Source organism: Chryseotalea sp. WA131a (assembly GCA_025370075.1).
In the GTDB taxonomy this organism is placed as follows: domain Bacteria; phylum Bacteroidota; class Bacteroidia; order Cytophagales; family Cyclobacteriaceae; genus ELB16-189.
In genome coordinates this window covers 1,499,992-1,515,601 of the sequence record CP073016.1, presented here as the reverse complement: position 1 = coordinate 1,515,601, position 15,610 = coordinate 1,499,992, and the positions used below count along the sequence as shown (strand labels likewise).

Here is a 15,610-nt window from a genome sequence, read left to right as displayed (position 1 = left end):
TTATTGCTTAATGAATCTGAGTACTCCCACTGATTGCTGAGTGTAAATTTTGAGAATGTACATACCAGATGGATAATCGCCCACGTATAGTTTAGTCTCATTGCCACTCGTTTCATGCATTGTCACTTGCTTGCCAGTGATTTGATAAATGGCAATGTCTTTTTTACCTTCCCATTTGCTAAGCGCAACGACTAACCAATCCGTTACTGGGTTAGGGTATAAAGCAAATTCATCATTGAGCGATGGCGGTTCCAATCCTGTAACTACGAGCACAAACGGATCGGAAGTAGAACTACACCCGCCTGCTACTGTAATTCGAACGGAATAAGAGCCACTTGCCGAAGTTGTGTAGCTTTGCGATGCAGCATTAGCAATGGCTGTACCATTGACGAACCACTGATAAGTGCCACCCGCAGGTGCAGAACTGGAGGTAAGTGTGAATGAAGTAAAGTCGCTATTGTTTACCTGCGTAATGATTGGCTTAGTTGGATTCGAGCAAGTGCCTGTGCCGGTCAGATTAATTATGTATGGATTCTCATCGATGTCATTGTTAGCAATGCTCAATTGGGCTGTTTTACTACTCGTTATCGAGGGAGAGAAAGTGACTGAAAATGTAGTGGTAGATCCAGAGGCAACAGTCGTAGAGGCAGGTTGGTTTACGATAAATTCATTTGCGTTCGCGCCAGAGATAATCACTTTGGGGCTACTCGTCAGGTTCAAAACACCGGTACCCGTGTTCTCAATGGTGAATGTGACAGATGTGCTTGCACTACCGATATCTTGATTGCCAAACGCATACGAGCCCGAAGAGGCAATGTTGGTATTGTTTTGTTTGATGTTGATTTCGGGTTGAGTTGGAACGGTTACTGTAAAGTTGGTAGAGCTGGTTGCGGATCCTCCTCGTGCAGTTGTTACCGTAACAAGGCCCGTGGTTGCACCTACTGGCACGATGGCGGTAATGCTAGTGGCGGTGCTTGCTGTTACGTTTGCTGTCGTACCATTAAATTTAACGCTATTGTTGGATGGTGTTGCACTGAAGTTCGTGCCATTAATCGTCACAATTGTTCCTTCAGGCGCGCTGGCAGGAGCAAACGAAGTGATGGTTACAATGGGTTGTGGAATAGGGAACTCCGATAGTGGACGCGACCATACCCCTTTAAATAAAGTTCCCGCAAAAAGGTGGCTATCGTTTACAGCCATTGAATAAATGGTGGAACTCATCACGTTGGGCAACCCTGTACCGGCTGTTACCCAGTTGGTACCGTTATCCGTTGAAACAAATACATTTGTATTGCCAGCAAAAATACTTCCATCATCCAGGGTAAGTAAGTGAATATTATCTTCATCCAGAATTTTTACCCAGCTTGTGCCATTATCCAAAGAGCGGAAAAGACCATTTTCATAGGTGGCAGCAAAAATGGTGCTGCCCATTACCGCCATAGACACTATGTATGGCGGTATGTTTAAAACCTGCATTGCCGCCTTTCCCTCGGAAGTCCAATTTGCTCCATTGTCTGTGGAGCGAAAAACCCCATCGCGAGTACCAGCAAAAATGTTGCTACCTCCGGTAGCTAGACATTCAATGTAATTTTCGGTTAGCCCCGCGTTAACCGCTTTCCAACTAGCACCGTTGTTCTCGGAAATGAATACCCCCCCATTAGTCCCAGCGAAAAGATTACTCCCACTGCTGGCCAATGCTCTTACTGCCTGACCTGTAAGGCCCGTACTCACCGAAGACCAACTTATTCCGTTATTGGTGGAAAGAAAAACACCAAAACCTCCGACAAAAAGGTTGTTTCCGATTTTGGCAGATGAGGTTATGTATGGAAAAGAAATTCCTGAATTTGAGGGCTGCCAAGATTCAGCGTTATTAGATGAAACAGAAAGACCACTACCGATGATTGTTCCAGCGAAAATAGAACTTCCCGAATTTAATAGAGTCCAAACCGTAGAACTTGAAATACCTGTACTTGCAGCAGTCCAGTTAGCGCCTTTGTCTGAGGAATAGAATACACCGCCTGTCCCTATAAAAACATTATCTCCTTTGACGATGCTTGAATAAATAACAGGAGAAAAGCCAGTCCCTAGTCCATTGTTTATCGCTGTCCAACTCGCTCCATTGTTGGTGGAAAGAAACATCCCCCCACTAGTGCCAGCATAAATATCGGAACCATTGGCAACTAACGTATTTACTACTAGATTACTAAGACCAGTGTTAACAGCAACCCAGTTAGCTCCATTATTGGTAGAGAGGAACACCCCTCCACCTTCGGTGCCAGCGAAGATATTGCTCCCACTAATGGCCAAAGCCTGAACATCTTTGTCTGTAAGCCCAGTATTTAAGGCACTCCAACTTGAGCCATTGTTAGTGGATAGGAAAACACCATGAAAAGAAGTGCCAGCAAATATGTTGTCGCCACTGACGGCAAACGTATTAATGTAGTTACCGATACCTGTATTTATTCCAATCCAACTTTCACCATTGTTAGTAGAAAGGAACACCCCTCCTCCATCAAGACCTGCAAAGAGATTAATGCCTTTGGCAATCAAAGTATTTATTGTTATCGAACTGCCGCCAAATCCTAGTCCAGTATTAACAGCAGTCCAACTGACACCATCATTAGTGGAACGAAACACTCCTCCGCCATATGTAGCTGCAAAGATGTTACTTCCAATTATAGCCAAACCTCGAATACGCAAAGATGTTAGCCCTGTGCTTCTCGAAGTCCAATTAGCCCCATTGTTTGAGGAAAGGAACACGCCCCCTTCTGTTCCCACAAAAATATTATCACCATCAACAGCAAATGCGTGCACTCTTCCACCCCACAAGCCATTGTTTTTTTCTACCCATTGGGCATAAGTATTTGTTGCCAGAAGTACGGCAATTACCGCAAGTGAAAGAGAATAAAGTCGTTTTTTCAAAGTTTGCATTTAAACAATAAAGTTAGGCTTTTTTGAGATAGTGGTAAAATGTAAAGTCAACTTCAACATATAAACCTAAGCTGGCTTTCTCACTCGCTCGTTGGACAGATGCAAGTGTTATGGGTTGACATTTAGCGTGGATCACTTGTGCCTTCATTAAATTTACCCTTAAATCAGTAACACCTCTATCAATTTCTCGGGCATCCCTGCATAGCTGGACGCGCCTCTGTAAAGATAATCTTTAGGCCTCAAAAAACAATGCCCGCCTCGACTGGGTTTTCCAGTATATATCCCAATTTTTGGTCGGTGATTTCGTTCGTGCTCAATTCAGTAGGGTGGCTTTGCTGTTGCCAAAATTGATACCGTGTATTGTTGCCGTTATTTTACTGGACTGGCGCAAGTGTTATGCGTTGACATTTAGCGTGGATCACTTGTGCCTTCATTAAATTTACGATTAAATCATTCTACACCTATATGCCATGGTCTTTCAGAAAGACACCGATCTGGCGAATTAATTTAGTGAATTGAATAATCGGTTGCGAAATTTCACCAAAAGACTTCAAGTTAGAGCTGACCAGTTTGTTGCTTCAGTAATGCAGCTTGTTGACTTTTGATTTGACTTCTCGCTCTGCCGCTTTTCCCATCGCATTACCATCACCAACAAGATGGTTACAATGGCGATGATCAAAAAATACACAAATACCTTCATTATTTTTTTGATTTTCATATCGGTTTCATGCTGCTTTAGCACGGCATTATAATTACGGTAGCGCTCGCTGCCGCGGGCCGTGGTTCGTTGTCTGCGCATCCGTATTTCGTGCCTACCCATCGTATTTTACTTTAATTTTAAACTGCTGGCGCAATTTATCCAATGCTCGGTACGTTCTCATTTTTGCACCACTTTCGGTAATGTCCAATATAAACGCAATTTCCTTAAAGTCTTTGTCTTCAAAAAATCGAAGTTCCAATACCTGCACCATTTCCGTGGGCAGCTCGTTCATGTAGGCAATTACGCGATTGATCATCTCCTCGTCCCATTCATCGCTTGCTTGCTCCATCAGCTCGCGCACTTTCACTTCTTCTATGCTGAAAACCTTTTTGCCTTTATTCTTGCGGTAAAATTTATTGACTTCGTTGCCCGCAATTTTATAAAGCCAAGCCGAGAAGGGAAAGCCACGAAACTCGTAGCGATGAAGGTTATTTAAGGCATTTACAAAAGTTTGCGAGCACAGGTCACCAGCAGTGGCTTCGTCATCCGTTTGCCGATACAAGAAATTGTAAATCCGGTCGAAGTATCGTTCATAGATTTCACCAAACTCCCGCGGGTTTTTCTTCGCTCGTTCTATGATCTCCTGCTCGGTGCGGATTTCGGAGTCCGTCATGGCTTAGGGTTTACAAAAATTATAATCCTAACTAAACAAGAAAGTCACAAAAGAGAAAAAAATTTAACCTTCCACAATTTTCAATAAAACCTCCTCCTTCAATTCATGCTTTCCGTCAAACTCCAAAATGACGGGGTCAATATTTAATTGCCTATTTAACTTCATCATCTCTTGAATACGGTCTGCGGTGATAAATTCATCCTGTTTTCCAAGTACTTCAATAACTTCTTTTCCTTTTAACAGTTCGGCACCTTTGGTGAAATCAATATCTGGTGGAAACAAGCCCGCCCAAAGAATGAGTCTGTCAAATTGCACTTGGTTGTTCATTGCCCATCGCATCAACGTGGCTGCCCCTTGCGAAAACCCCAATAGGGTAGTTTTAACATGCCGTTGGCCTATTTCTTTTTTGTGAATGAAATTTAGGTATGTGATGTAATTCTCAATGTCCATCAATCGGTTCTCTTGCGTCATCCAGGTAGCGCCCACGCGCCCCTGGTTGCCTTGAAGATAAAATCTCGATAAGCCTTCAGGGGCGATTACGCAAATCCCTTTTTCATTGAGCGGTTTGAATTTTTGAATAAAGTATTGTGCTAATTGCCCGTATCCATGCAATACCCACCACACTTCCTTTGTATCAGAATGAATCTCGCCAAGTTTGTAATAGCGGGCATTGAACTGAAAACCTACTGTTTGAGTCTCTATTTCCATTTACTAAATGATCAAAAGGTTGTCACCGATTTAAACATTTTTACAGCCAAATGCGCCCTTATCCATAGAATTTGTTTTAAAATAGAAAACAAGGTTTAAATGAGATTGGCAATTGATTTTACTCACTTATTAATTCTTAGAGTCTTTCACATTTAAAGGGCAAGCATAATTTCATTTTGTCAAATACAGGTATGTAAAAGAATCTGTGAATTTGTGACCAGCGTTTAATTCTGCTCAAAAAAAAACCCTGCTAATTGGCAAGGTTTTCATTTCACGTATTGGTTGATTACCGTTTAAATCCAAGCGCACTACCGCCACATTTACCACTACCACCATCAAATGTATATTGAATGTAATAGATACCCGTTGCATTGCATGGATAAGCAATTGCGGAAATAAACTGACCATTGATTTTGCTGGTAGCTACTTTGTTTCTTTCTGAATCAAAAATAGTAACAACAATGCCATCTGTGGCTGCTCCGTTGGCACATAAGTTAATCATGTATTGAGTGCCTTTAGTGAATACGTAGCTGTATTCCACTTTATCTTTGGATCCACCTTCGCCATCTACTTTGTAGCTCTTTAAAAAGTTAAAGCCAGAGGCCAGTCTGGGGATACAGGCGGTAGCAAATCCATCGGAGTTACACTGGCCATTTAAACTAAAAGTGCCGATGCTAAAAACAGACGAGAGAAACGTTATTATTATTGCCTTTTTCATAGGTTAGAAAGTTCGGTAAAATTAACTGATAATTTTGGATCTAATAGAGTTAATCAACGAAGTGATATTCTTAACATCCTCTTCCGTAATGTTGATGGTTGTGGTGCTGTTGTCCTTTATAACGGCCACACCGTCTACAATTTCCATCGATGATTCCTTGTATGTGTAAAGGATGTTTATTTTATCGAAAGCAGTTTTCAAGTCGTCCATCTCCTTCAATAAAGATGCCATATTTGCATCGTCTTTATAGAAACCCAGCAACAGCACAATTTGCTCAAGTATAATTTTCTGCTCACCAATTTTTTCCATCAACTCCTTGTTTTTTGGGTCTTTGGATGCCACCTGACAGGTTATTTGCATGGCTTCTACCCAACCTCCGGTAAGCAATAACACACTCAAATTAGCGCGGCTTTGCGTTTGCAAGTAGTGGTTAATGCTATTGAAATTTTGGGTTGTTATCAACAAAAGGGAATCTAGGTGTTTGCTATTAGTGGCTAATCGACCAATCGTTTCAATATCAAAAAATTGCCCAATATTCAGCCCATCGGCCAGTGATTTAATAGATGAAAGGTATTTAATTCCGTCTTCGTTCTTTTCATAGATATTGGTATATCCCAAATCGGTGCCGTACACTCCCAAGTTTAGAGCTTTTTTGTAGTTGCTATTGTACTTTGAAAGATTATCGGCATTATTTAAAATGCCAACGTTGTACCTAGTGCCAGATTCTTTCAAAAGTACGGATATCTCAAGTGGACTTGGAATTTGCTGTAGGATGCTATTGATAACTTCTTCGTCAATAGTAGGGCCTTTTTTAGTGGAATCTTCCAAGCTATTCAAAAAAGCCTGGTCATCAGGTTTTTTGCCTCCACCACAGCTCCACAAAAACATGGCCACAAGTCCTCCAATAAATAGTTGTTTCATTTGATGATTGTTTTAGTCTCCGCTTTTATGCCCGCCTCCCAGGCAGACCTTTTTATTGTCATTAGAATACCACTACAAAAATAAGGATTCAAAATTCCTTACCAAATCGTTATTTACGCTTAAAAGGAATGGTTATTTTGTTGGAAATATTCACCTTACCAAAAGCTTCCACCAACTTTCTCAACCACTCAAAATAGAGCAAAATATAATAGAAAAACGCCATTGCCCAAATCACAATCATATTAAACCAAAAAGTACTTATCTGTATTCCAAAAAGGTTTTTAACGGGTAAAAAGAAGGCGGTGCGATAGTCTGCGATATGGCTTGGCTTAGGATCTTGAAAAATAGGGTTGATTTGCTGTATTAGTTTTCCATTGTATTCAAGCAGTCGCTGCTTCACGTTAATATTCTTCACAAGATCGGCAAGGCTTTCGTTGTAGTACTTGTTTTTATCTTCGTTGATGTTGGTGCCATGGCTTTCCAAATAAGCCATCTTTTTTTCGATGGTATCTACATTTCTGTTATAAATCTGCTGATAGTATTTCTTATAGTCTTCCAAATAAGCATCGATATCCCCTCCTCTAATTTTGGTGTAATTTTCAGGCCGAAGTTCTTTGCTTAAATCACTTTTTTCCATCCCTAGCTTATAGGGTTCATCTTTCAAATTATCAATAAGGATTTGCAGCTTGGCGGCCACTAGTTTTTTAACGGAGTCATTTTTCGATTCAAAGTTCTGCAACGCAAAAAGATTGGATTGCTTTAATTCATTGGCGAGGTAAGCAGATTTAAAATCGGCCTTTGCCTCACCTTTGTGATAGCGATAGTAGTTGGATTCATAGTCATTGTTAATGAACTGATGAGTGGCCAATGCCTCATATGCCCACCGCGAGGCCATCAGATCAGCCGCCAGCGGTACCTTTCCTTTTGTGGAAATGAGGTTGTTCAACTTATCAAAGTTGAAGAGCAATCCACTCAAAATCATTTGCGGTATTAACAAGAGCGGAATCATGACATACACGGTTACAGCTGAGTTAAAGGCCGATGAAATGTTTAACCCCAACACGTTGGCAAAGCAGGACGTTGTGAACAGGACAAACCAAAAAGCAATGGTCATTCCATGTATCTCCAAAATCAAATTACCGATGATCACAAACGTTATCGTTTGGATAGCCGACATCAAAAACAAAATGGAAAGCTTAGAAAGCAAATAGCTGTTCCAGCTTAAGTTCAAGAACGATTCGCGTCTTAATATTTTGCGGTCGCGGATGATTTCTTCGGCACTTACCGTTAAGCCCATGAACAAAGCCACGATGATGGACATCAACAGAAAAGCAGGAAAGTTATCGTTGAACCGGAAGATGTATTCTTTTCCGCCTGGTGCGCTCTTGTATTTGATGACGAAGGCCAGAATGGAGGCCAGCAATGGTGCTTCCAACAGATTGATTAACAAGTATTGTTTGTTACTTAGCTTCGAAAGTAAATCGCGCGTAGCAAATATTACTGACTGCTTAAACTTATCTGGAATGCTGAGCGATCGCGGTGGTTCTTCTTTTACATCTTCGATGCGGTTGATCTTAAACCGATCTTTGTACATGTCGTGCCACTGCGTAGGGGTGACCTTGCGTTTGTTGGTTGGCTGGCCATACTCATCCACTACTTTGGCTTCAATAATGCTGAAGATCTGCTCCGGATTAACATTACCGCATGTTTCGCATTGGCCTCGGTTGCTATCAACTTGATGGGTAGCTTTTTTGAAATAGGTTACCGCTTCTACGGGGCTACCGTAATACGATGGATAGCCACCCGTATCCATGATCACCATCTTGTCAAACATCTTGTAAATATCGGATGACGGCTGGTGGATCACCACAAAGATCAGTTTGCCTTTCAGCGAAAGCTCTTTTAATAAGTCGATTACATTTTCTGAATCGCGTGAAGAGAGGCCTGAAGTAGGTTCATCCAAGAACAGAATGGCTGGCTCGCGGATTAACTCCAGTGCGATGTTTAATCGCTTGCGTTGGCCACCACTAATTTTTTTATCCAATACACTGCCTACCGTCAAATCTTTGCGTTGGTCGAGGCCAAGGTTTTCCAACGTCTCCATCACGCGCTGGTGCAGTTGCTCTTCGGTGAAATTAGAGAAACAAAGTTTGGCGTTGTAATACAAGTTTTGGTAAACAGTCAGCTCTTCAATCAACAAATCATCTTGCGATACAAAACCGATAACGCCTTGTATTTTATCTTTTTGGGTGTTGATGTCAAAGCCATTGATTTTGATTTCACCTTTCGATGGCTTTTCCAATCCCGCTAAGGTGAGTAGGAGGGTGGTTTTGCCTGCACCGCTGGCACCCATGATGCCAATTAGTTTACCCGGGCCTTCTGAAATCAATACATCGCGCAAGCCAATGGCACCGTTGGGGAATTTGAACTCTTCTACATTGGCATTGAAAGAAAGCTTGGTTGTTTTTATTTCTTCGTTGAAGTTGGCTACCAAATCGCTATAGTACAATGCATCGCCCGCTTGTGTTTTGATAGTGCTGCCGTGTGAGAACAAGTACACACGATTGGGTTGCATAATGAATCCGTTCAAAATATTTGATTCTTCGCCCAAGTATTTGGTGAAGTACATGCCCACGCTGTTCACCCGCACAAAAATCAGGTTGCCGTTAATGTGGACGCGAGTATGTTTTTGAAGTTCAGTCGATTTTTCGTTTGATGAATTGAGTACTAAAATGTCAGCAAAATTCAAATGATCAATTTGCTCGGCAATGATAAATTTTTCAATGAGTTTGTACTCATCTTGCTCAACGTTAAAAACCGCTGAAACAGTATTTATGATTTCAATGCGCTGCGGGGTAAAGTTTTTGTCAGAACCAATAAGTTCTAGCAGTTTGATCAACACCACCGCTTTTTGTTTTTGCGTAAGCGTTTTGTTGATCTTTTTGCAAATGCCGAGTGTCTTTACCGAGTCTTTTACGGAGGTGAGTTTCTTCTTGTCCGCTTCGGCAGTCCCCTGAATTTTATAACCCGAAATCGTATCGTAAAGCTCAAGATATTCCTTAATGGTATCTTGATCTAACTCTGTCTGAAAAAAATTGATAACAAACTGACGCTCATTTTGCGTTACACCGCCATCTTGTTTGGTAATGATAGCGAATAGCTGGGTGAGCGCCTTTAGGATTTCTTCACTCATTTCTTTGGTGGGGCTGCGATATCTTGCGGCTTTACGCCAAGGTTAGTAAGTCTTAAACTCGAATGGGATTTCTACCAATTCAGAAAATTCTTGACCGGCTTCTTCCATGTCTTCGTCATCATCGTGAAAATACCACGATACTTTGATGCTCTTTACTTCCTCCAGTGCCGATAGCACATCCAAGATTAGCTTTGAAGAAGCCGTGTTGAAGTACTCTAACTTAAAGGTAAAGTCTGTAGTTGGGTTTGAATCTTCCGCGTAGACTTTGATCCATTCAATTACGGGCTTGTAAAATTCGGCAGAGTCTTCAGGCAATGATCTTCCGCTGATTTCAAATATTCCGTGTTTCTTATCTAAGATGATCGCAGGTGTATCTTCTGTTCCTTTTAGGTTTAAAATTTCCATGGCTAAAATGTTTTTATAAAAGTTAATGTTATTCCTTTTCTCTTGAGATGTTTACTTTCAAACAGAAGAAATCATATTCTTCGTCCATATTGGTAAAGGTAAACTCCAGTTTTTCACCAGATTTCCTGGCCATATCTATAAACCCCAAACCGGCTCCACCCTTTTCTGAAATTTGGGTGTTCTTGATAATGTCTTTATACATTTCCTTCAAGCCTTCTTTGTCTTTTGCATTCAAATCGGTCAGGTTTTTGGTGAGGGTTTCCACACGGGCTTTGGATATTGGGTTGCCGGTCATCACACAATAGCGTTTGTCATCTTTACTGATCATAAATATGGCACTTTTGCTGATGAGTGATCCTGCCGTGGTGCCCTGTTCACTACTGTGTTTCACTATGTTTTGAAGAGTTTCCACCATTACATTAAACACCTTCCGCTTTGTGCCTGAGTCTTCTCCCGAAGAATCGAGGTTACGCTCAGCCATCGATAAAATAGATTTGGTGGTTTCTTGGGTGAAGTCACCATCATACACCAATATGAGTTTTTGGCTCATCATGGTACGGTGCAAATCATAGATATAGTTCATTGCGTTAAATAGTTTGGGGTTTCGAATTTATGGTTTTTAGTTGAATAATTAATAAGATTAAAACTTAATTCCGATCAATAGTACGTCATCTGTCTGTTTGTGTTCACCTTTCCACTCTTCCCATTCAGTATCAAACACTTGGGCGGCCTCTTTCATACTTGAAGTGTGTACCCGCTCAATGATCTCACGTGTTTTCTTCGGGCCAAACTTGCGCACCTCAGGGCCACCAAACTGATCAGGGAAGCCATCGGAGCTAAAGTAGAAGGAATCGCCCTTGTTTAGTTCTACCTTAGTGGTTGTAAAGTTGGTTTGGTTCTTGAATATACCCCCACCGATCGGGAATTTGTTTCCTTTGATTTCCTCCATCACGCCCCCTTTCATGATATAGAGTGGGCGGTGTGCTCCAGCGTATTCAACGGTTCTTGTTTCGGTATTGATGCGGCACAAAGCTATGTCCATACCATCTTTTGTAGCTGAATCGTCTTGATCTTGGCGAAGGGTTTGTGTAACGCCCTCATCCAGCAAGTCGAGAATTTTTCCTGCCTCGGTAATCTTGCGGCTGCGTACTATGTCGTTCAATAAGAAGTAACCGATCAACGATAACAACGCTCCTGGCACACCGTGGCCTGTACAGTCAACAGCAGCAATAAAGATTTCATTTTTGATTTGCACAAACCAAGGGAAGTCACCGCTTACCACATCGCGCGGTTTGTAGAGTATAAATGAGTCTGGCAATGCTTTGTTGATATGCCGAGTGTTCGGTAAAATGGCATTCTGAATCCGCTTGGCGTAATTAATGGAGTCGTTGATCTTTTTGTTTTTGTTTTGAATCTCCACTTCAATCTCTTTTCGTGTGGTAATGTCATGCGATACAACCAGCACCGATTCGATATTTCGATGTTCATCATACTCTGGAATGGCGTTCACTTGCATGATGCGCTTACCCATTTCGGAGGGGAAATCCATTTCGGTAGACACCTTCTTGTTGGAAGAGTTTACTTCTTCTACAATGCTTAACCACTGATCTAAGATGCTGCTTTCCAATTCGGCTTCTTTGATCTTTTGGTTAATGAAACGCTTGGGCGATTTGCCAGTATAGGCTTCGATGGTTGGGTTGATGTACGATATCGAATCGTGCTCCAAACGAGTGATGATATCCAACGAATTTTCAGAAAGCGCTTGCATCTTGCTACGCATGCGCTGCTCTTGTTCGGCACGCCTGCGCTCGGTAATATCGCGTGAGTTGAGGATGATACCATGAATGGCCGGGTTCGACATAAAGTTGGAACCAGTCGATTCAATCCAAATATAGCTGCCGTCTTTGATTTTGTACTCAATCTGCACGGTGGCTTTTTCGTCTGGCTTAAATCGCAAGTGCTTGAAGAAGTCGCGTGCCACTTCTTGACTGTTCGGATGTATTTTATCGGTGTCTGTTTTGCCTTGCAGTTCTTTTGCGGAATATCCGAAAATCGATTCTACCGAAGGAGAAACATACCGGATACGTCCATCTTCTTCGTAAATGGTGATAACCTCCGAGGCGTTTTCCAGCAACAATTGCATCCGCTTTTGGGTACGGTTTACTTCTTGAATTTGCTCTTCTAATTTTACGTTTGAGTGCTGCAGCTCTTCTTGCGTGGCGCGCATCTCTTCCGCATTTTGGCGTAGCACCTCTTGCTTTTCGGTTAGCTCGGCACTCAATTCTTGCGAATCGGCCAGGAGCTTGCGTGTGCGCTGATTTACTTTGATGTTGAAGATGGTGCGGGCTAAAATCAAACTCAGCTCTTGCACAAACCTTACTTGCGAGCTGTTGAATTTTTTAAGACTGGCAAACTCCACCACCCCAAACACTTCTTCGTTGGTAATCAGTGGAACAATCAGAATACAATTGGGTTTTTGGTCGCCCAAAATGCCTGAACTAAGCGTTACGTATTCATCGGGTATTTCCGTTCGCATCACAAAATCCTTTTCGGCAGCAGCTTGACCTACTAATCCTTCTGCAAATCGAAACGATTTTTTTAAATATTTTTTACGACTGTAGGCATAGCTTGCCTGCATCACAATCAATTTCTCGTGTTGGTCTTCATCGTTCACCACATAAAAGGCACCTTGCACGGCCTCAATTTTGTCGATGATGAATTGCACAACCGCATCGCCCAATGTATCCAACGAGTCGTGTGTCCGTAGAATTTCAGAAATTTCTGCCACTCCGCGCACAATCCAGTTACGTTCTTTTTCTTTGCGCTCGTTTTCTACTAAGTTATCGCGCATGCCCAATAAAGCCAAACCTAGCATATCGTTTTCACTCGCTGGTTTATAGGATGCATCAAATTTGCCTTGACCTACTAGCCGCGCAAATTGAGCACTGTCTTTTAATGTTTTTACTAGACCATCTACCTTAACGGCCATTTGCCCAAATTCGTCTTGCGAAGTAGCTTCCACTTTTTCAGGCAATACGCCTTGCGAAACCAAATCCAACGTATTGCGCATGTTATTGAGTGGCTCGGTAAGTGAGCGGGCAAACAGTTGCGAAAGTGCAATAGCGGCTAACAAAATCACTAAGCCCGTGTACAAATACGTTTGACGCAGTTGCGCACCTTGCCCTGTTATCTCATCGGTATCAATTTTCACTAACAATGCCCACGGTGCATTGCTGATTTTGCGGTAGGCTACCAGTACTTGTTTGCCCCTGTAATCTCTGCCGTTGCTTACTCCATTGGTGCCATCAAGTGCCAACTTTACTTCTTTTACTTCGGCATCTCCATCGTTAAAGAATTTCAGGTAAGCCTTTGGATCGTTGCGCAACGGGCTGGCCAAGTATACCTTTTTAGAAGTCAAGTCTTGCGCGGCAATAAATGCTTCGCCCGTGTTGCCCAATCCTGTTACCGATTCGAGTGGTTTATAAAGAGCATTCAGATTTAGTTTGAAAATAAGAAGGTCGCCTTCGAAGGGTGCACCGGCATACATCCAATAATCGTTGTTTTCCTTTTTTATCGAGCTATAATGAAGACCAGCGGTTGCTTTTGAGAAAAACGAACCATCCGGATCGGGGAAACTCGTCTGCGAATGGGTACTGGCTTTCACAGACCCTTTGGGATCGACAATAAAAATTTCGCTGATGCCATAAAAATCTTTCACTTGCTTTAAAAACTGACTCAGCGAATCAGGGGAGTTTTGAAGATATGCTTTTACAATGTCGGACTGTTGAAAGAAGTTAGCAGTGGACGCGATGTGATCAAAATAATTACTGACTTTGCTCGATTGATTATCGGCAATGGCCGATAGCGATGCATTGAATTTTTCGTTGGCAGCCTCCATGTTGATCTGGTAGGTGAAAAAGTCCATGACCAAAATAGCAACTAACGCGATTGCCACGATGAGCCCCGTTATTTTATCACTGATTTTTATCTTTTGTAACATGCCCTTGGTCAAGTTTAAATCTTATCAATTAATAAGGTGGCCATTTCTTCTGCTTGCTTTCTGACTTGCTCCGGTAGGTGAGCAAAGGTGGCAATTTCAAGAATGGCTTTGGTTTCGTTTTCTTTTTTGAGGGCACTGATGAAAATGTATTTGGGTGCTGCTTTACCCAGCCCACTTACAATTTGTTGTTGATATCCCTCTGGTAATTCATCTAAGTAAATGCTTTTGCCGCTGGCCACTACTTGGCCGATCAGGCCTTCGCCCGATTGGTAACTTGCGTTTTTTCCTTCCGCTAATAGCAAAGCAAATCCCGCTGTGAGTTCTGCCGTTTTGGTTTTACCTGCAGATTTTACTTGGTAAAGTGCACCTTGACCGGCTTGTAACAATTGACAAAGCGAGTTAAGTCCCACTTGCCAAGCCTTTATGCCTTTTTCATTTTTGATATCATTTTTAAATGTATTCAAGTCAATGGTAAAGGCCTGTTCGGCTTTGGTGGCTTGCTCTTGTGCATCCGTAGTTTGCTTTTCTTTAAATACCACTACTTCGCGCCTGATGCGAAATGCTTGGTGAATGGCCAACACACCTATCACAAATGTAAGGGCCACCGTAACAAATGTTGCGTCATAGCTTCCTCCGGTCAACTTGCTGGTGAGCGTAAAAAGCTGGTAAGCTGAGAATAGAATTCCGCCAAAAAAAAGCACTGCCAAAAGCATGCTTACCTTTTGTGGTTCTTTAAGAAATTGGGTGATGCGTTCCATTTATTTATAATGCTTATCAAGTTCTTTCAAAAATTCTACAATCTGGTCCACTTTAAAAACGTGATCGATTTTGGTGAGCGATAGAGCAGCCTTGGGCATGGTGTCAATCATGCACTCGGTTGGCTCTTGCACAATTGTCAAGCCGCCTTTGTCTTTAATAAATTTCATTCCCAAACCACCATCGCGATTGGCCCCCGACAATAAAATACCAATGAGTTTATCGCGATAGGCAAAGGCAGCCGTGCCCAAGGTAATGTCAATGGCCGGGCGCGAGTTGTTGATCATCTCTTCGGTGGATATGGCAAAATGGTTTCCCAACTCAACGGACATATGATAATTTGATGGTGCCAAATAAACCATTCCTTTTTTTATCGATTCTTTGTCAAAAGGTTCTACTACCTGTACTACACTTTTCAGCGATAATGCTTCCACAAACCCATTGCGCACATGCTTGAGCCTATGCAAGCACATAATGATGGGTAGCGGAAAATTTTTCGGAAGTTGGGATAGTATTTTTACGATTCCCTGAAAGCTTCCGGCTGATCCTCCTATCACAACTGCCTTGTAGGTGTTATTTAAATTATACTTGTCCATGGCAGTTGA

General features: G+C 42.1%; 12 protein-coding genes. All 12 read right to left on the bottom strand.

Translation table 11 applies throughout. The annotated features are described in order from the left end of the window. The 12 genes from KA713_06840 to KA713_06785 all read right to left on the bottom strand — a co-directional run bounded on the left by KA713_06840 (position 1) and on the right by KA713_06785 (position 15,601). Complete coding sequence (locus KA713_06840) at positions 1 to 2,922, bottom strand: choice-of-anchor D domain-containing protein (GenBank protein ID UXE68290.1); 2,922 nt, start codon at positions 2,920 to 2,922, stop codon at positions 1 to 3. A 559-nt stretch (positions 2,923 to 3,481) separates the two neighbouring features. Beyond that, positions 3,482 to 3,751 (bottom strand): hypothetical protein, encoded by a 270-nt coding sequence (locus KA713_06835; protein UXE68289.1) that lies wholly within the window; start codon positions 3,749 to 3,751, stop codon positions 3,482 to 3,484. Next, complete coding sequence (locus KA713_06830; GenBank protein ID UXE68288.1) at positions 3,744 to 4,304, bottom strand: sigma-70 family RNA polymerase sigma factor; 561 nt, start codon at positions 4,302 to 4,304, stop codon at positions 3,744 to 3,746. The genes KA713_06835 and KA713_06830 overlap by 8 nt, the downstream gene beginning before the upstream one ends. 63 nt (positions 4,305 to 4,367) lie before the next feature. Beyond that, entirely contained in the window at positions 4,368 to 5,012 is a 645-nt protein-coding gene (locus tag KA713_06825; protein UXE68287.1) for a hypothetical protein, read from the bottom strand. A 286-nt stretch (positions 5,013 to 5,298) separates the two neighbouring features. Beyond that, positions 5,299 to 5,730, bottom strand: coding sequence for a hypothetical protein (locus KA713_06820; GenBank protein ID UXE68286.1), 432 nt, complete (start codon positions 5,728 to 5,730; stop codon positions 5,299 to 5,301). A gap of 21 nt (positions 5,731 to 5,751) precedes the next feature. Then, positions 5,752 to 6,651 carry a hypothetical protein gene (locus KA713_06815; GenBank protein ID UXE68285.1) on the bottom strand — a complete coding sequence of 300 codons (900 nt, stop codon included), beginning with the start codon at positions 6,649 to 6,651 and terminating at the stop codon, positions 5,752 to 5,754. Between the two features lie 109 nt (positions 6,652 to 6,760). After that, on the bottom strand, positions 6,761 to 9,844 hold the full coding sequence (locus KA713_06810) for an ATP-binding cassette domain-containing protein (GenBank protein ID UXE68284.1): 3,084 nt from the start codon (positions 9,842 to 9,844) through the stop codon (positions 6,761 to 6,763). A gap of 42 nt (positions 9,845 to 9,886) precedes the next feature. Further along, positions 9,887 to 10,249: a DUF1987 domain-containing protein gene (locus tag KA713_06805; GenBank protein ID UXE68283.1), complete on the bottom strand. Its 363-nt coding sequence runs from the start codon at positions 10,247 to 10,249 to the stop codon at positions 9,887 to 9,889. Between the two features lie 28 nt (positions 10,250 to 10,277). Then, positions 10,278 to 10,832 (bottom strand): SiaB family protein kinase, encoded by a 555-nt coding sequence (locus tag KA713_06800; protein ID UXE68282.1) that lies wholly within the window; start codon positions 10,830 to 10,832, stop codon positions 10,278 to 10,280. A gap of 57 nt (positions 10,833 to 10,889) precedes the next feature. Further along, the gene (locus KA713_06795; GenBank protein ID UXE68281.1) at positions 10,890 to 14,249 is read right to left on the bottom strand and encodes a PAS domain S-box protein; all 3,360 of its coding nucleotides are present in this window, start codon (positions 14,247 to 14,249) and stop codon (positions 10,890 to 10,892) included. Between the two features lie 14 nt (positions 14,250 to 14,263). After that, complete coding sequence (locus KA713_06790) at positions 14,264 to 15,007, bottom strand: hypothetical protein (protein UXE68280.1); 744 nt, start codon at positions 15,005 to 15,007, stop codon at positions 14,264 to 14,266. Beyond that, positions 15,008 to 15,601 carry a chemotaxis protein CheB gene (locus KA713_06785; GenBank protein UXE68279.1) on the bottom strand — a complete coding sequence of 198 codons (594 nt, stop codon included), beginning with the start codon at positions 15,599 to 15,601 and terminating at the stop codon, positions 15,008 to 15,010. Positions 15,602 to 15,610 lie beyond the last annotated feature (9 nt).